The following is a 17,260-nucleotide window of genomic DNA, read 5'->3' as shown; positions in this document are numbered from 1 at the left end:
AAGATCGGAGCAAGCACATGTTCACCAAGAGCCCTCATCGCGACCCCGTATCAGACACGGCCCGCGCTTTCTCGGCGGGGAGCAGGATCACCGCCGTCGGCACGTTCATCAGCGCCGCCGAAGAGTTTTCCCGCTCACGGGAGATGAGCGACACAGGTCTGTTCTCCTGGCCTATTCGACGCACCGCCTTTCGAGCGTTGAGCCACCCGAAGCTCGATAAGCCGCTGAGAACTCTTGGACACCCCCGATACCGCTGGTTAGTTGGCGCACGTGCCCTGGCTTCACTCGGGGTGATCGTCGCGCCTCGTCGATCCAAGTCACGCCTCGTGTCATTGTTCGCCCTCTCAGGCCTTTTGCTCGTGAAGAGCTACCGATCCTCCTACGGCTCCGATGGCTCGGATCAGATGTCCTTCATCTCCGCAGCATCGACGGCCATCGCTGAGACTCCGCGCCTGACGCCTCAACAGCAAGACGTGATGTCGGGGTTCGTGGCGTTCCAAAGCGTGCTGTCCTACTTCTCAGCCGGCGTCGCGAAGTTGCGGTCACCCGTATGGCGCGACGGCTCTGCGATCGAAGGGATCTTCCGGACCAAGACGTACGGCGACGAGTGGCTGTATCAGTTCGTCCACCGTCATCGGTGGGCACGGCTGACCTTGGCGTGGTCCGTGATCGTGGCCGAGACCATCTTCCCCATCATCCTCGCCCTGCCGCCCGTCGCACGGCGAGCACAGTTCCTCGTCGCCGCAGGTTTCCATGTCGGCAACGCGCGCTTCATGGGCCTCAATCGGTTCTTCTGGGCGTTTCTCGGCACATACCCCCACGTCGAACACAACGCAGCGTTCCTCCGCCAGGCATGGCAAGAGCAATCACGAAAGTAACCAGCAATGACCCCTCGTCTCGATCCAACCGCCCCGGCCTCCCCTCTTCCAGGTGCATTCGTAACTGTGACAGGCCGCTCCGTGCATGTCCTCACTCACCTCGAACCAGGCGGCAGCACCCCGAAAGTCGTCTTCGAATCCGCCCTCGGCTGCCCCTGCACCGAATGGGTCACCGTACAGAGAATCCTCGCAGGAAACGGGGTCAGCTCACTCGCCTACGACCGCCCAGGCGTCGGATGGTCTCCACCGGCGCGAGGCCCCCTGAACAGCGAGGCACAGGCAGCTCTACTTAGCGAACTAATCGGTTCCGTTACGACCGCTCCCGTCGTACTCGTAGCTCACTCGGTAGGTGGACTGCTCGCACTGTCATTCGCTGGACGATTCCCGAAGCAGATTGCCGGAGTCGTGTTCATCGATTGCACTCACCCCGAGCAGCACCTCCGCTCATCTCGCCAGCGAGAAGCGTTGAGGAACTTGCGGCACCAGCTCCGCCGGGCACACCGACACCCTCGTCCGGACATCGCCGGGACGGACGTCGAGATGCTTCCCCCGCCATACGACGAGCTCACATACCGCATGGCGACAAGCCCACGAGGCATGCGGGCCGCATTGGCCGAGGTTGACCAGAGCACACGCGCATGGGCGCCTGACGCCGCGAACCATCGCCTGGACGGTACTCCGCTGACAGTACTCACTGCTGGTTCGGTCGCCTACGATGACCCTTCACATAGGGTATTGCAGCGCGAACTCGCGGCCCTGAGCGCTGTCGGTCGACATCACATCGTCCCAGAAGCCACCCATCAAGGCATCGTCATGAACCCCTTCCACGCTGGCAAGACCGCAGGCGCGATCTTGTCGATGGTCCCACAGCAGAAGGAGACGTCATGAACACCGCAACAGCCAGCCAGCGCGGACGCCTATCCACAATCTTGTTCGCCGCGCCGGTCACGATCTGGGCCGCCGCGACGATCGCCGTCCAACTCGGCAGGGGCGAGAAGCTCGTGCGTCGAGTTGACCCGACCGGGCTCTACGTACCGGACTGGCGATTCTTCGCCCCGGCACCGGCCGAGCATGAGTATCACCTTCTCTATCGGCACGAACTCGAGGAGGAACTGACCCCCTGGCAGGAAATCGGCTTCTCACAACGACGCTCGCTGCTTCACCTCATCTGGGCACCCCATCGGCGAAGCGAGAAGGGCCTCTTCGATGCCGTCAGCGAGCTGATCCAGACGACGAAAGCCGCGAAGAACCTGGCCTCAATGAAAATCACCCCGGCCTACCTCGCGCTCTTGAACGTCGTCACGCATCAAGTCGTGGCCCCAGAAGGGGCCAGGAGGGTGCAGTTCCTCATCATTCGGGCCGCCGAGTACGAGCCGACAGTGATCCCTGACCCCTTGTTCTTATCCGACCTCCACCGAATCGAGGTGGCATCATGACCACAGCAGACCCGTCAACCGGGAGCTATGGTGACGAACTCATCGACGTCTACGATCTCATGTACGCCGGTCGCAGTGACGTCCATCTGCTTCCGGATTTCTGTCGTCAGCTCGACCCAGCGGCAGCCCGCGTGCTTGAGTACGGCATCGGAACCGGACGCCTCGCGCTCCCGATGGCCCGTTCCGGGTATGAGGTGGCCGGCATCGACTCCTCCGTCGCGATGCTCGATGTGCTCTCATCTCGCATTCAGGGGCTGCCCGTCACAGGTGTCCACGGCGACTTCCGCAGCACGGTGATATCAGAGCAGTTCGACATCGTCCTCATCCTCACCAACACGCTCTTCATGCTTCCAGCTCTCGACGAGCAGCGTCGCGTCATCACCCAGGCAGCGAACAACCTCACCCAGACAGGCAAGCTCGTCATCGAGACATACGACCCCCAAGTCTATCTGGAACGACAGTCGCCGTTCTCCGTAACGGTGCCACTGGCGCCATCCATGCTGCTGACCGACACAGTGATCACCGACCGTCGCGAGTGCAGGGTCACCCAGATCCATGCCGTCTCCAGGCCCGACCGCATCGATACCATTACTGAGGAAAGCCACTGGCTCACGCCACGCGAACTCGATCTCGTGGCCGAGTCCGCCGGCCTCCAGCTCACGCACCGTTACGCCGACTTCGATCGGTCACCAGTCACCGAACACAGCCGTAACTTCGTGTCGGTTTACACACTCCGGACTGAACGTGACGGAGCACCATGATCACCGTGTTGATTCTCGACTCCGAGGCGGATAGCATCATCCTGCCATCCCGGATCGCCCTTCCTGATGGCGAGACCATCGTCGTCCGAAAAGGCGACGAGTACATTGGCATCGATGCTGTCCTAGCCGACTACGCCACTTTCTGCCAAACCAGACAGAAGCACACCGCAGCCTCACGGGTCGTTGACGCGCATCCCGTCATTGTGGCTTGCGCCGACCCGACCTACGCGGTCGACGCACTTCATGACGGCGCGGCAGCGGTCATTGGTCTTCCTGTGGACGCAGCTGAACTCACAAGCGCTGTCTACGCGATAGCTAAACCAGGCAGGTACCTCTCACAGCGAATTCTCGCTGCCTCTGCGGCATGGACAGCAAGAGCCGCCGACGGGTCTCCTCATCTGTCGCCACGTGAGGTTCAGGTGCTCGCCCTCTTGTCAGCGGGCCTGTCGGATACTGATATCGCCACCGAACTCTTCGTCACTCCCGCGACGGTCCACACCCACCTGCTCAACCTCCGGCGGAAGCTCGATGCGCGGAATCGAACTCATGCGGTTGTCAAAGCTATCGAACTCGGCTTCATACCGCCCACGTTGCCGATTGCCGATGCCGCCACGCACGGTTCAGATCTCACGCAGAAAGGGAGCCGAACCCCTTGATGATATGGGGTCCGACTCCCTTGGGGGACGAGGCTCAGACGAGCATCGCGTCCTTGCGGGCGGCGAGCATCTCCGAGACGGGGGCGTCCTCATCGATGCCTGCCATCACCTCGTCCGGCCGGGAGCTGTGGTAGCCGGCGGCCGTCGTTGCGGTGGTGGCGGTCGTCGCCGTGATCGTCGTGGTGATAATGGTTGCGAGCACCGGCTCGCTGTCACCGTAGAGCGACCCGACCTGCTGAAGGTCCGCTTCGTCAGCGAACTTGGTGATGTTGTTCCTCATGATCGATCTCCTTTGTCCGTCAGTCGGCTGATGGCCTATCGGGAAGCCTTGCGAGCAACCCCGATACCCATAGGCTACGGAGCCTGGCCCTCGTCATCATCCACAGAACTATGGATCTTGTGGCGCGCGTCTCATCCTTCTTCTGGAGGGAATGCTCGCATCCTTAGCAATGTCGGGCCACAGCGCCTTTACGAGATACTCCTTGGTGGCGTTCGGCCCTCGAAGCATTGCATGCGCCGTGCCTGAGACTCTGCGTTCGAAGTCCACGACAATGCATGAACCGGAATCGCGCCCCTGTCCCGTGTGGTACACAACGCCCCTGCGCAGCACAAACCAGCCAATCCGCGATTCCAACTCCAACGAGTCTTCTGCGAATCTCACTAAATCGTCCGTCGTGGACCATAGCCCTCCCGCGGGGCGATAGGCGCTTGTCGAGATTGCCCAAGGACGACGAGGTAGCCCAAGCAGCCTGGAGGCGAGGGGCTGACCGCTTTCCGGTGTGACCGTCACCGTTGGATACCGATGAGGAAGTAGCACAAAATCACGAACGAGGGTAAACCAATCAGTCGCCATTGCGCGCTCGATAGCGATTCCAAGCAGTGCGTATCCAACGTTCGAATACGCGAAGCCCGACGGACTCACTGGCCTATCCAAGGCGGTCAGGCTAGTTAAGAGTGTCGAAGCGTCAACCTCCCCATAAGGATCATGCAGCAACCACGACCGCGCGCCGGGATGAATATGCGGCAGTCCTGAGCGATGAAAGATCAAGTCTTGCAAAGTTGCATTGAGGCCGGTCAGTTCAGGCACTAGATCGCTCACCGGAGTTGACAGTGGGAGCTGTCCTTCTTCCGCCAATACAGACGCGAGACGTGCGGTGACGGGCTTGGTGAGGGAGGCCCACTCTACAAGCGCTCCACCGCGATAGATGGAGCTGTGACTTAGAACCTCGCGCGAGCCGGATTGACTGCTGCGCACGGCGTATAGCCGCCGACTATCACGCATAACACTTATCCACGCCTCTCACAACAGAAACCATAGTTCCAGGCGCGGGAGTCGACATCAACAGAACTGTGGATGCGAGGGATGGTCGCTGCCTCCTGATCGGCTCCAGTTCAGCTCACGCATGCTTGGCGGGGCCAAGGCTTTCTCTATCGCGTCAAGCTTTCCGACCGCTTACGCTGCCGAGTCATATCCGATAGGCTGAGGGCGCGCACAGTAGGTATCTCCCTTGAGCATGTTCGGCTCGTCGAGGAAGAGCACGCTAGGTTCGCCGAGCAGCGCACACACCAAATCGAGGCGGCGCTGCTCTCCCCCGGAAAGCGCGCCCACCGTGACGTCGTCGCGGTGGCTTAGCTCCACTTCATCCATGACTTCGCCAACCGGTCGCGGCGTAGAGCAGGTGCCCGCCCACATTGCCAGCGATTCCTTTACCGTCAGCGCCTGTGGCAGCCCTCCCGATTGCAGCATGATCCCCAGGCGCGGGCGCACCTTGGCGTGCTGCTGGTAGGGGTCCATTCCGTTGATACGCACTCTGCCCCCGTCAGCTTTGGCCAGACCCTCCACTACCTCGAGAGCTGACGTTTTGCCCGCCCCGTTTGTACCTAGCAGGCCGAAGACCTCTCCGGGGTGGACCGAGAAACTGATCGAGTCCACGGCGGTGTACTCGCCGTATTTTCGGGTGAGTTTGTCTACTTCAATGACCGTGCTCATGTTTACCAGCGTGCCTGGGTGGCGTTTCCGCCGGTAGGGATGCTTGTCACGAATTCTGTGTGACATTTGTCAGCGAGCAGCGACGGTCGGGGTGGCGCGCACAATTGCTTGATTAACGGCCTTCGGGGGCAACGCCTCGAACTGAACCGTCATGGTTTTTGCCGCCTTCCAATGGGGAAGGAACAGCGCCGTGAAGAAGTCTTACGACCTCGAGTTCACGGGTCGGCCCGTGCGGCTGGTCCGGCAGCGCCGTGTTGATTCCCGTTTGCTGGCTGCGGCGTCAATGGCCATGGTGATTAGATGGGAGTTTTTCCGAGAAACGCTGCGTAATTGGGTTCAGCAGGCTGAGGTCGACGCCGACCACGCGCCCGGTGTCACCACCGAGGAGGAATAAGGAAGTGACCCGGCTGCGGGCGGCTGAGGAGATACTGAAAAACGCCATCGGCTTCTTCGCCGTCGAGCCAGCGTGTGGTGCCTGCGTACGCAAGGCGCGCAGGTTGTGACGGGGTTCTACCGGCGCAGACAGGGTTACTCGGTGGCGCACTGGGCCGTTAACCGTTTGACGTGAGTAGCCGGGATGGGCGGTATCTCCAGGCGCCGGATAAAACCCCGCATAACGATTCCTGGGGCCCGGGGTGAGTGCCCCGGGTCTGCCCAAAAGGGATGTCACCGCCCAAGCCCGGCAACCGGATGTGTGTCGCCTTCATCGTCGGCTGTCATGCCCAGACCTTTCGCGGGGTGGAACTGGTGCTCGCCCCGCTGCGCCTGGCGTTGTGGGAATGCGACCGAACCCACCACTCGGGTGCCGGCGGTTAAGTACACGGCGGTGGAATTCACCGACAACGTAGCCGTGCAGGAGATCGCGCCGCAGGTCTGCAGCGTGGGTGATGCCTATGACAATGCGCTGACGGAGTCGATCGTGGATGTCGGGCTTGCGACTATGCCGCCGGTGCAGTGTCACAACAACCGACGATCGCATTTTACCCTGCGCATGCTCCCTCCCGCGGAGTACAAAAGACCTACTGGGCTGGGCGCGCTACAATCACTGAGCCCCGTGAAGGCGGCGACGCCAATCTAAAGGCGCAACAAAAGCGTGACGGTTCGTGACCATACTCACTCCTCTTCACCCGCGAAGCTCCGCGCATCGAGCTCATCAGCAGCGTCGCCGCTCGCCTTTCCATTACCTCGGGTGCTGGACTTCGTGCCTGCCTGAGACCATCGAGGAATGGGTCGGCGTCAAGGGACTCCCTGCTTTGAAGGCTGGGAACATAGTCGGCGGTTCGCCTACATCGACGCCAGCTGGTCAGGTGCGAGGCTCGAAGCCCTCGGCTCCGCGCAGCGTCCCGAGCCCCGAGTGATGGGCCGAGGGCCGGCCGGGCGTCTTCGCAAAGATGTCGACCAATAACGGCGAACCCGAACCGGAAACCTGGACCTCCAGAAATCAGTGAGCTCGTGCAGGATCAGCCGCCTCATTCCTCGACCAGCCCGGGCGGGCGCGTATCCCAATAGTTATGTCCAGGTGGAGCAGGCGGCGGCATGTTGAACTGGAGGAATCAATCGCCTAATGCTTTATACAATGTGAGCGCCAACGCTGTTCTGTCCCGTGCGGCGAGTTTTCGCAGGAGTGCCGAGACATGGTTCTTGACGGTTCCCTCGGCGAGGACGAGAGTCTGGGCGATCTCAGTGTTTGTCAGCCCACGGGCAACGAGTTCGGCCACCGTGCGTTCACTGCGAGTGAGAATCGCCAACGGTTCGTCGTGGGAATCCCTAGGGCGTATCGCTGCCTTCGCCACCCGTGGATCGAGGATCATCCCGCCGTCAATAACCGCGTGTAATGCAGCGGTGAGTCCCTCGACAGATGTGTCTTTGAGCAAGAAACCCGACGCGCCGGCAGCAAGTGCCGACTGCACCAGCGCATCATCATCGAAAGTGGTCAGGACCAAGATCGGCAGCCCAGGGTAAAGGGCGGCGCATTGTGCTGTAAGTTCTACGCCATCCATACCGGGCATCCGTGCGTCGGTGAGCACCACATCCACGTCTTCTTTGGCTAACGCTTCGAGTGCGGTCTTCCCGTCCGGTGCCTGGGCCACGATATCGATCCCGCCGACGGTGCCGAGGAGCAGGGTCAGGCCGCGACGTATCAGTTGTTGGTCTTCGACCAGCAGTACTCGTGTCGCTCTTGAGTCGGTCACGGGGTCTCCTCTCGATCGGCTACTCCAGAACCACCGAGTGGCACAATGACGTCGAGGTGGAACTCGCCGCTGATTCGGCGTGCGCGCATGGAGCCGCCGTGCTCTGCGGCGCGGTCGGAGATGCCGCGTAATCCGAACCCGAACTCGGGTTCTGCTTCTGGCAGCTTGGTTGCCGAAACCCGTCCGAAGTCATTGATGATGGCAAGCTTCAGGCGGCGGGCCTCCACGCTGAGGAAGATGCGCACTGTTCGGGCGCGGCTATGCCGCAGGGCGTTGGTCAATCCCTCTTGTACTGCGCGGTAGATCAGCAGCGAGACCGCGTCGTCACTGGCGAGTTCGTGGTCTGAGGCTTCATCCCCGGAGACGTCTACTGTCAGGCCGGTGCCTCGAAAAGATTCGGCAATGAGTTCAAGTGCGGCAAGCCCTCGGGCACCGGCATCGCGGACTGGGTTCAGTGCACGCACCCACATGCGCATTTCGGCAAGAGCATCACTGGTGGTGTCTTTGGCGGTGCGGATCTCTTCCCACGCCTGGTCAACATCGGCTCCACGCATTCTTTCAGCGAGCTCAAGGCTCATCGAAATCAGGGTGAGTCGGTGACCAAGCCCGTCGTGAAGTTCCCTGGCGCTTCGTGCTCGTTCGTCGGAAAGAAGGAGCTCCTTTTCTATCTCCGCGGCGTGGCGCAGACGATCAATCACCTGCTGATCATCATGCCGACGTTGTTCAAAACTGCGAAGCGAAAGGCCCAGCGCGATCCCAAAACACAAGAGCACAGCGACGGGAACGACGTTGATCAGGCCCTGTGCCGCGCCGACGAGGAACTCATCCCACGACCCCGTGTTGCTGAGTACATGCAGTGCGAATCCGACGCACGAGATCCAAATGGTTGCGTAAATACCGGCTCTGAGGGAAACGTCAATGACCGCGAACGCGACCACCAGAAGCAGGACGGGGATCGTGAAGTCCAGGGTGCCGAAGACGGCGACCGGAGTGGCCAGGACGACGGCCAGTATTGTCCATTCGACTCCATGGCCGACGCGAACCATGCACGGACGTAAGGTCCAGAGAGCGGTGATTATCGGTACGAGTGCCAGCCACGTGAGAGCGACGAAGAGCCCGCTTCCTGTTTGCGCGGAGTCTGCGATGCCCAGGACCGCTGCTGTGAGCAGGCAACAGAGCGCGACTGCCTGGAGCACCACTAGCGTGCGCTCGACACTCGCGTGGAACGAAACCATGCCGTTAAACCTAGCTTCGCTGACAGCTGTGCGCCCATGACTGTGGTCATGAGAATGTCGTGACCATGGGTAGATGTGCTATTTCGCACACCGGCATAGCGTAAACCACACATCGACCGCTGGAATTTGAAGAACGGGGAAGGGTGAAACGATGCCACTTGATATTCAGTATCTGCGGTACTGCCAGCCAGGGAACCCCTTCTATGCTCCTGCGGAGATTGACCAGACAGATGGGGTCTTCGACGTCTCAACTCATGCGCCAGCCGGGTGGAGTTCGAAAATTACTCACCCGTGGATCAATTGGATCCCGGATGAGTGGCCGTTCCCGAGGCAGGGATGGAAGATTCATATATCGGCGACATCCGAGAACGCTAACACCGTGCTCACATCCGCGGCGCGATTTTGCTTCAGCACCGGCCTGCCGTTCAAACATCTAGCATCCGCCCGCGACCTCCTGACCCAGAACAGCAAATATGCGGACCGGTCTGCTGCCGGAGAATTCGTCACGGTCTACCCGAGTTCTGATGGGGAGTTCACGTCCGCGCTTGAGGGGCTTGACGCGGTCCTCGCTGGTAATGAAGGGCCGTACATCCTCTCCGACAGGCGATGGAGATCCGGCCCGGTCTATTTCCGGTATGGCGCCTTCGTGCCGCCGTCCGATGACGCTCCGTTCGTTTCAACGTTGATCGACCCAGAGGGCAATGAAGTCGAAGACCTTCGCCGGCCGGCATACACGCCCCCAGAGTGGGCTGTCTTGCCGGAAAAAGTGGCCGCATCGACCGGTGACGAAGAGGTTCACTTCCCTTTTACGATGCGCTCTGCGCTCCATTTCTCCAATGGCGGAGGGGTATACCTCGCTGAAGCCACTACGGACGAATACGTGTCGGCGGGCACGCTGATCGTCTTGAAGGAAGCCCGCCCGCACGCGGGTTTGGACGTCGACGGAACCGACGCAGTGACCAGGCTGAAGCATGAAGCCGAGGTGCTCGAAGGGTTACAAGGGCTGGGCTGCGTTCCAGCCTATTACGGGTCATTCACCGCATGGGAGCACAGGTTCCTCGTCATGGAACACGTCCGGGGGCATGATCTCAAACGCGAATGGATGACCCGCACCCCGGTACTTCGACCGGCACCGTGGCGCCTTCGCGACAGGGCGTTCGTGAATTGGCTCGCCTCAACTGTCGAACGCCTGGACCGCGCGCTGGCCGCCGTACACGATGCGGGATGGTTGCTTGGCGATATTCATCCCAAGAACGTCATCATGCGGGACGGAACCATACCGGTTTTCATCGATTGCGAATTCGCTCACAGCATGGACCCCGACTGGCGCTGCCAGCAGGGCGCTCCCGGGTACGAACCCTATTTTGGCTTGACCGGCGTTGCTGCTGATCAGTGGTCGATGGGAATGCTGAAACTGGACCTGATCTACCCCCAGACCACGATTACCGACCAGGGCAACGCCTGGAAGATCGAACAGTTGCTCAACAGCGGAGTACAGTCCCTTGCTGTGCCCGACTCGGTGCGCACCTCGATCCGCAGCGCCACGGTCGATGTGTTGCCGGCGACCAGAAGAGAAGTGTTCAACGAGCGAGTTCGGGGAATCGAAGCTCTCTCTGATATCGGGCTGCGCGAGGAGATCGCACGCGGGCTTTTGAGCCTGCTCGACTGGAGCGATGAGGGTCCGCTCGCACCGGGAGATATCGCCCTGTTCGCCCCAGACGGGGCGGAGCATCACGCCGGATACTCCTACGGCGCAGCGGGAATTATCGACCAATTACGCCGCTCATCCGCCTCCATTGACCGTGATACTGCAGATGCGTGGTTGGCTGCCCATGCCGGGGTTATTCAGTCGAGGGGCTTGCGCGGCTGGGAAGGTGTGGCGCAGGTTGCCCGCGACGCTGGTCTCCACCACACACTTGCTGTTCTTGAGACCGGGCCCGGACCGGAACCGACGGACCCGACTTTGTGGTCAGGCTGGGCCGGCGTAGGCCTGTACCAACTCGTCTCGGGTGGCGATCCGCTGCGGGCCGCACACCGCTTAGCGAAGCTCCTCGACGCTGGTGCCCAAGGAGAAACTGTAGGCCTGCTCCATGGCTGGTGTGCGGCCGCAATCCTGTTTGCCCGTCTCCACGAGTTGACTGGCGACGGCGAATTTGTCTCCCTTGCCACACGAGCGATTGAGGCGGATCTCGCTCGTTGTACGACGACGAAGAACGCGACCCTGGAGTTCGACGAGGGATGGCGAACCCTGCCATATCTTGGCGTTGGGTCCCTCGGCGTCGGGTTGGCGATCCTCGAGCTGCAACGTGTGACGGACACGCAGGCCTACTCGGAGCCCCTGTCCGGAATCGACGCGGCAGCCACGTACCACCAGTGCGCTCAAGCATCTCTTGCCCACGGTCTCTCAGGCTTCCTGATCTACCTCAAACGGCGAGTACGACATAGACCGAGCCCAGAACTCGAAGACGTCATCGCCTCACATCTTCAGTCCTTGCGTTTGCACGCAGTCGCAGATGACACGGGTGTGTTCTTCCGAGGAAACCAGAATCTTCGCCTGTCGTCGGACTACCTCACAGGGGCCAGTGGCGTACTCGCTGCCCTGAACGAGGTCCTCGATGACAGCCCCAGCCTCCCGTTCGGAATCTGAACGGGTGACATCCGCGATGAAAGGAGGTGAATCATGAACAGCATTCTTGAGTTCCAGACTATTGAAGGCGAGATCGACGCGCACGATGCGGCGCGCGTGAGCAGCTTCAGCGTGAACCCGCCGTGCCCGGGTTGGCCCAGCTCGATCACGTGGGGCAATTGCTAAGGCGCGCTCACAACCGGTGGGCGCGATTCGGAGTGCACACGTAGTCAGAATCGTGCCCACCACCCAACTCACGAAAGGAACTTCCTTGACCACCACGCTCAGCGCCACAGACCTTCGACGAGTCGTGAAATCGGGGCCGAGCACGACCGAGATCCTGCGCGGATGCAACCTCGATCTCCACGGTGGTGGTCTGACGGCGGTGGTGGGGCATTCCGGCTCAGGAAAGTCGTCATTGCTGATGTGCCTCGGCGGCCTCGATGAACCGACGTCGGGAACAGTGACTATTAACGGGCAAGACATCTACCGCTTATCGTCAAACAGACGTGCGAGCATGCTTCGGACCCAAATCGGATTCGTTTTCCAGCAGTACAACCTTGTTCCGTTCCTTACCGTCGAAGAGAACATTGCGCTTCCATTCCAACTCGACCGGGCGAAGGTGCCCCGCGACACGATCAACCAACTCATCGAATCGTTTGGTCTCGGCCATCGTCGCCGCGCGTCTGCGAGGTCGCTCTCCGGTGGCGAACAGCAGCGGACCGCGTTGTGTCGCGCTCTCGCCCGGCGGCCCGGCATCGTCTTCGCAGATGAGCCGACTGGCGCACTCGACTCCCAGAGCACCGGCATCGTCCTCCACACGTTAAGGCAAATGGCAGATGACGGGCAGATGATCGTCATGGTTACTCACGACCTAGAAGCAGCGGCCTGCGCTGACACAGTCATCGTGATGCGCGATGGATGCACCGTTGAGACAGTCGGTCGCACCACCAGCCAGGATCTGCTGCACATCATGTCCGGTCTCGGAGCTTGAGCCCATGCAACGCTACGTTCTGAGAATGTTTGCCGACGAATGGCGGCAGTGGGCACCCGCCATCGCTGTCGTTACCGTGATTGCAATAATGATCGGACTTTGCATCCATCAATTCGCTTGGACGACGACACCGCAGTTCCGTACCGCGGTCTCCAATGCCAGCGTTCCCCTCGCGGAATTCCAGATTCTCTCGGTCACCATCTACGTGGTGATCGCCCTCGTCTCCTGGGTTGCCTTGACCGTGGTCGGCCGAGCAAGTATCCAAGCCACCCGTCACTCCCATGCGCTCTGGCTCCTCCTTGGAGCATCTCCACGAACGGTGTTCCGGTCCGCTCTGCTCGTTCTGCTCCTCGTCAGTCTCTGCGGTGCAATCCTTGGCGCCCTCGTCTCGAGTCTCCTGAGCTTCTGGGCGATACCGGCGTTCAATACGGCCGTATCGTCCGCGGTCAACCTGCCTGGATTTACCATCGCAGCCTGGGCTCCTATGGCGATCATCCTCGTCAGTGTCGTCACCACCATGGTCGGTGGACTGTTACCTGCCCGGCGGGCATCCCGTATTCAACCCAGCGTCGCCCTGCGCACGTTCCATCCACCCGTCCAGCGTAGCCCCTCGACGGTCTTCCGGATCATCTGTGGGTCGTTCTTTCTGTTGGTCGCCGCGGCGCTGGTCGTGGCGTCGAGCTTTGCCTCCCAGCTCGGTTCCACTGGCCCCGGCCCGATGTTCAACCTCGCGATCAACGCCGGTAGTTCGGCGCTGATCGCTGTCTACCTGTTCTGTCCCGAGATTGTCAGATCTGTCTTCTGGATCCTCCACAAGCTCTTCACGAGTACAGGATTGGTGATCTCGGCATTGGGCACGCGAGCCGCGGCTGCCCGAGCACAAATCAGTGCCACGACGATTGCCCCGCTGGCTGGCGGTCTCGGCGGAATCGGCCTGCTGCTGTGCGCTGTGAACTCGGTGGCCGCGATGACCCAGATACTTCAGCCCGGCACCCCGACGGATCTCACCGACGTGTGGACGATCGTTGCTGTTATCGCCGTGTCAATGCTCGCCACGAGCGCGGCAGTTGTCGCTCTCTCGGCCCACGGACGAGGACGCGAGATCGCGCTGCTCCAAGCAGCCGGCATGCATGCTCGCCAGGTCCACATTCTCATCGCCGCTGAAAGCCTCGCAATGTCCGCCACCGCCGCAGTGACGGCAGTCGTCCCGGTGGTCATCGGCGGCTTGGTCTGCGCCTTCGTGTCGGCGGCTACTCTCGGCGGTACCTCCGTTGTGGTGTGGCCTCTGCCCAGCATGCTCACCGGTTTGCTCGCATCCTGGCTCCTGCTGTTCCTCATTCTGGTCATCCCAACTATCGCGCCTCTCCGCGAAGGGCCGGGCTCACACTTGCGGGAGCAGGTAATATGATGGGTCAAACTGTTGTCGGAGTCATCGCGCCACGTATTCGTGCTTTCGCCGAACACCTGCGCGCGCTCGAAACACTCCGACCATGGGAACAGGACCCAGCGCAGACACCGCCAGAGCGCGTCCACACCATTCGGCTTCAGACCCCTACCGGAGCCACGGTCACCGAGACGATCACGCTCGGTCCCAGCGAGTCGCTGGTTCAAGCGGCAGGCAACACTATGGTCGCTGTTATCGGCGATACCGAGGGTAACGAGAACTACCGACTCCGGATCTATGCTGTTGCCCCGAGCGGCGCTGAGCTTGTGCATACCGAAGCCCCTGTCTCACCTCGTGTGCGTGCCTTCGGTAGCGGGTTTCTCTGGATACGCCGAGACAGATCCCTCAGACCACACAAACTACTCTGGTGGCATCCCCAGAGCTGCCGACCGACAGTCGTATCAGAAGAACCGGACTCCACACACCGACTCGAACTTCGCAGCGTCACGGACGAGACCGCGATCCTGTCCTCCCGCGGTTCAGGCACCGCTCGTCATTGGATCATCTCTGATCACGATGGCACGCTCCCAGCCTGTCGCCCGATGACGCAGCCTGCCGCCGACGTGGACGTCACAGTCTGGCGGGAGACGACGATCGTGCTCGACCGACCAAACGGAATCGTCTGGGATCATGGCCGCCAACGCGCCTTCGCTGAGGCTCCGCCCGGATTCTGCGCCGAACACCTCCAAACATCAGGCGACACGCTCCTTGTGATAGGGAGAGCTGGCGGGCGGCAAGCCATCTGGCAGCCATCCCACGGATCGCAGGCTGTGTGGACTGCACCTCCCGCTGGCACGATGCTCCCGGCTTTCGACTCGACAACTGAGCAATTGATGCTCCTTATCTCATCGCCCGTACATCGACCCCAGGTTGTGCTCGCAGAGGTGGGCAAAAACCTCTCTCTTGCGTCCACCGGGCGCGCCTCAACGACGTACCTTGTGGGTGAAAACGACGACGGCACGATGGTCCCGATCACACTGTTTCTTCCGCCAGGAGAGCGGAAGTGCCCCCTGGTGGCCCACGTGTACGGCGCTTACGGAATCAACCTGGAAGGCCCCTTCGACCCATTCACTGATGACCTACTGGCTCGCGGCGTAGCAGTTGCCTTCTGCCATATTCGTGGTGGAGGAGAACTGGGGCCACAGTGGCATCGGCAGGCAACAGGCGAGCACCGATACCGCAGTGTCGATGACTTCCTCGCTTGCTTGTCAGCGCTCCGGACAGAACCCTCGATCGCGGCCGACCGCATCGTCGTCACCGCCGCCAGTGCCGGCGGGCTAACCGCTGCCTCCGCGTGCCTGCGGCAGCCATCATGGCTACGAGGCCTGCACCTCGTACATCCCTTCATCGACCCACTCGCCACACTGACGAACTCGACATCCAATCTGGCCTCCACCGACCGTGTCGAGTACGGCGACCCCAGGCGCGACCCCTGCATCCGGAACCTCCTGCAACAACTCTCACCCATGAAGCAAGTACAGGAATTTCCCACTCAGAGCCGTCCGCTCCCACGTGCCTGGATACGTGTAGCAGAACACGACGCGCGAGCTGACAACGTTGCGATTACGCGCTTCAGCCAGCTCTACCGCGACGTCTCGATCTCGCGCGACCCTGGACACGTCATTCAACGAATCACCCCCGGCGGTCACCTCACAGGGCGCTCCGTCAAGGCCTCCATCGAGGAGAACACGCTCGCCCACGCCTGGATGCTCGATGCACTCGGAGTATCCGACGGTTGGAACTAGTCCGCAAACGCAAATCTAACCAGCTGACAGTGTGTGCTACGTGACACCAGCGGCGCTAGGTGCAGCCCGCAGCGGGCGAGATAGTGAACCGGGAATGCAGGAACGGGACATAGCTCGTGGGTCCCCCGTCAACCGCAAGGGGGCTAGTTCACCGCGGTTACCGCGACCGTCATCGCGGCCGCCGACGCCGGCGTTGCCTCCGCCGAGACCGCCACCGCCGAGACCCCCGCCGCCACTACCCAGGACGACTCCAGCTCCACCTTCGGCTCCTCCAGCGAGTCCGATGACGCCGAGGGCACCGCCTCCGGCTCTTCCGAGAAGTTCTTCGGCTGGGACGAGAACACCGACGGCGCCCAGAAGTTTGAGGACGTCACCGGCGTCGCCGGCAAGGTTTTCGAGTTCATCGGCAAGATCGTCAAGATCTTCCTCTAGGTGTACTTCCCCGTGACGTTGTGAACGCGTTGTGCGGGGGTGAGGCCTCCGATAGCGGTGTGGGCTCGATGGTAGTTGTACTCGTGGATAAACTCCGCGTACGTCTGCTGTCGGGCCTTTTCGCTGGCGTATGGGCGGATGTAGGCCCGTTCCTGCATCAGGGTGCGGTTGAACCGTTCTACTTTGCCGTTGGTCTGCGGCCGGTACGGCTTGGTGTAGACATGCTTAATCGTGCCCAGGGCAGCGTTGCACGCCGTGGAACGGTAGCAGGCACCGTTGTCGGTCATCACCCGGGTCACCTCGATGCCTTGCTCGGTGAAGAACTGGCAGGCGCGCCGCATAAACCCGGCGGCGGTGTGCTTCTTCTCGTCAGGAAGGATCTCCGAGTACACCATCCGTGAGTAGTCATCCTCGGCGTGATGCAGGTAGGAATATCCCCGCCCCGCGGGCGCACTAGCCTGTCTTTGTGCGTTGCGGGCGCGACCTGCCCGGCGATCCTGTTCAGAGCCACGCCCGTGCACGCGCCAGCCGCCACCGTCGGGGATGCGGCCAAGCTTTTTGATGTCGACATGGATCATGTCCCCGGGTTGGCTGCGTTCATAGCGCACTGGTGGTGCTGTGCGCACCGGCAGCTGGTGCGGGCACGCGCGGGGACGGTGTGACCGGTCAGTGAGCACTTCGCCACGGCGTGCCCGGCTCACCCACCTGTTGACGGTGGCTGGGCAGATCTGGAAGCGTTCAGCGACTCGGCGCTGCGTCCATCCGTGGGTGATGACCAGCTCAACCATCCTTGCTCTGCCGGTCGGGGTCAAAGGTGCGTTACGGTGTGTCATGGAAGCCTTCCGGATCGGTGTTCGTGTGGATACCTACA

At 61.4% G+C, this 17,260-nt stretch carries 18 protein-coding genes and 1 pseudogene; 12 read left to right on the top strand and 7 right to left on the bottom strand.

The annotated features are described in order from the left end of the window. Window positions 1-17: 17 nt before the first annotated feature. The 5 genes from BLT81_RS10500 to BLT81_RS10480 are packed head-to-tail and all read left to right on the top strand — an operon-like array spanning window position 18 to window position 3,731. Complete coding sequence (locus BLT81_RS10500) at window positions 18-878, top strand: hypothetical protein (protein ID WP_019193624.1); 861 nt, start codon at window positions 18-20, stop codon at window positions 876-878. A 6-nt stretch (window positions 879-884) separates the two neighbouring features. Further along, on the top strand, window positions 885-1,766 hold the full coding sequence (locus BLT81_RS13425; protein ID WP_081582865.1) for an alpha/beta fold hydrolase: 882 nt from the start codon (window positions 885-887) through the stop codon (window positions 1,764-1,766). Beyond that, complete coding sequence (locus BLT81_RS10490) at window positions 1,763-2,314, top strand: hypothetical protein (RefSeq protein ID WP_019193626.1); 552 nt, start codon at window positions 1,763-1,765, stop codon at window positions 2,312-2,314. The genes BLT81_RS13425 and BLT81_RS10490 overlap by 4 nt, the downstream gene beginning before the upstream one ends. Continuing rightward, window positions 2,311-3,075: a class I SAM-dependent methyltransferase gene (locus BLT81_RS10485; protein ID WP_019193627.1), complete on the top strand. Its 765-nt coding sequence runs from the start codon at window positions 2,311-2,313 to the stop codon at window positions 3,073-3,075. The genes BLT81_RS10490 and BLT81_RS10485 overlap by 4 nt, the downstream gene beginning before the upstream one ends. Further along, window positions 3,072-3,731, top strand: coding sequence for a helix-turn-helix transcriptional regulator (locus BLT81_RS10480; RefSeq protein ID WP_019193628.1), 660 nt, complete (start codon window positions 3,072-3,074; stop codon window positions 3,729-3,731). The genes BLT81_RS10485 and BLT81_RS10480 overlap by 4 nt, the downstream gene beginning before the upstream one ends. Before the next feature lie 34 nt (window positions 3,732-3,765). Here the strand turns inward: BLT81_RS10480 and BLT81_RS10475 are convergent, their stop codons facing one another. The 3 genes and pseudogenes from BLT81_RS10475 to BLT81_RS10465 form a co-directional block, all read right to left on the bottom strand. Further along, window positions 3,766-4,011 (bottom strand): hypothetical protein, encoded by a 246-nt coding sequence (locus BLT81_RS10475; RefSeq protein ID WP_019193629.1) that lies wholly within the window; start codon window positions 4,009-4,011, stop codon window positions 3,766-3,768. A 108-nt stretch (window positions 4,012-4,119) separates the two neighbouring features. Further along, a complete protein-coding gene (locus tag BLT81_RS13420) occupies window positions 4,120-5,013 on the bottom strand; it encodes a serine hydrolase domain-containing protein (protein WP_081582866.1) in 894 nt (297 codons plus the stop codon). Between the two features lie 237 nt (window positions 5,014-5,250). Further along, window positions 5,251-5,721: pseudogene (locus BLT81_RS10465) on the bottom strand (ABC transporter ATP-binding protein); the annotation flags it as partial. 190 nt (window positions 5,722-5,911) lie between these two features. Between BLT81_RS10465 and BLT81_RS10460 the strand changes: the two are divergent. Together BLT81_RS10460 and BLT81_RS10455 are read left to right on the top strand one after the other, a co-directional pair. Beyond that, complete coding sequence (locus BLT81_RS10460) at window positions 5,912-6,115, top strand: hypothetical protein (protein ID WP_019193631.1); 204 nt, start codon at window positions 5,912-5,914, stop codon at window positions 6,113-6,115. Window positions 6,116-6,547: 432 nt separating this feature from the next. Beyond that, window positions 6,548-6,799 (top strand): hypothetical protein, encoded by a 252-nt coding sequence (locus BLT81_RS10455; RefSeq protein ID WP_155860796.1) that lies wholly within the window; start codon window positions 6,548-6,550, stop codon window positions 6,797-6,799. Between the two features lie 475 nt (window positions 6,800-7,274). On the opposite strand, the gene BLT81_RS10450 is transcribed toward BLT81_RS10455, so the two are convergent. Continuing rightward, window positions 7,275-7,913: a response regulator transcription factor gene (locus tag BLT81_RS10450; RefSeq protein WP_019193633.1), complete on the bottom strand. Its 639-nt coding sequence runs from the start codon at window positions 7,911-7,913 to the stop codon at window positions 7,275-7,277. After that, window positions 7,910-9,148 (bottom strand): sensor histidine kinase, encoded by a 1,239-nt coding sequence (locus tag BLT81_RS10445; protein ID WP_019193634.1) that lies wholly within the window; start codon window positions 9,146-9,148, stop codon window positions 7,910-7,912. Before BLT81_RS10445 ends, BLT81_RS10450 begins: the two co-directional genes overlap by 4 nt. Window positions 9,149-9,299: 151 nt before the next feature. Here BLT81_RS10445 and lanKC point away from each other — a divergent pair, with 151 nt between their 5' ends. From lanKC to BLT81_RS10425, 5 genes are all read left to right on the top strand, one after another. After that, window positions 9,300-11,795: a class III lanthionine synthetase LanKC gene (gene lanKC, locus BLT81_RS10440; protein WP_019193635.1), complete on the top strand. Its 2,496-nt coding sequence runs from the start codon at window positions 9,300-9,302 to the stop codon at window positions 11,793-11,795. Between the two features lie 33 nt (window positions 11,796-11,828). Next, on the top strand, window positions 11,829-11,960 hold the full coding sequence (locus BLT81_RS13220) for a hypothetical protein (RefSeq protein WP_019193636.1): 132 nt from the start codon (window positions 11,829-11,831) through the stop codon (window positions 11,958-11,960). Between the two features lie 85 nt (window positions 11,961-12,045). After that, window positions 12,046-12,768 carry an ABC transporter ATP-binding protein gene (locus BLT81_RS10435; RefSeq protein WP_019193637.1) on the top strand — a complete coding sequence of 241 codons (723 nt, stop codon included), beginning with the start codon at window positions 12,046-12,048 and terminating at the stop codon, window positions 12,766-12,768. Between the two features lie 25 nt (window positions 12,769-12,793). Continuing rightward, complete coding sequence (locus BLT81_RS10430) at window positions 12,794-14,176, top strand: FtsX-like permease family protein (RefSeq protein WP_231286576.1); 1,383 nt, start codon at window positions 12,794-12,796, stop codon at window positions 14,174-14,176. 578 nt (window positions 14,177-14,754) lie between these two features. Beyond that, entirely contained in the window at window positions 14,755-15,957 is a 1,203-nt protein-coding gene (locus BLT81_RS10425; protein WP_019193639.1) for a prolyl oligopeptidase family serine peptidase, read from the top strand. A gap of 143 nt (window positions 15,958-16,100) precedes the next feature. Here BLT81_RS10425 and BLT81_RS10420 read toward each other — a convergent pair whose 3' ends face one another. Together BLT81_RS10420 and BLT81_RS10415 are read right to left on the bottom strand one after the other, a co-directional pair. Continuing rightward, complete coding sequence (locus tag BLT81_RS10420) at window positions 16,101-16,376, bottom strand: hypothetical protein (RefSeq protein ID WP_172812393.1); 276 nt, start codon at window positions 16,374-16,376, stop codon at window positions 16,101-16,103. Between the two features lie 9 nt (window positions 16,377-16,385). Beyond that, a complete protein-coding gene (locus BLT81_RS10415) occupies window positions 16,386-17,222 on the bottom strand; it encodes an IS481 family transposase (RefSeq protein WP_051011429.1) in 837 nt (278 codons plus the stop codon). Between the last annotated feature and the right edge of the window lie 38 nt (window positions 17,223-17,260).

Origin of the sequence: Corynebacterium timonense, assembly GCF_900105305.1 — a bacterium.
In the GTDB taxonomy this organism is placed as follows: Bacteria; Actinomycetota; Actinomycetes; order Mycobacteriales; family Mycobacteriaceae; genus Corynebacterium; species Corynebacterium timonense.
This window is presented reverse-complemented; position numbering and strand designations above follow the sequence as displayed.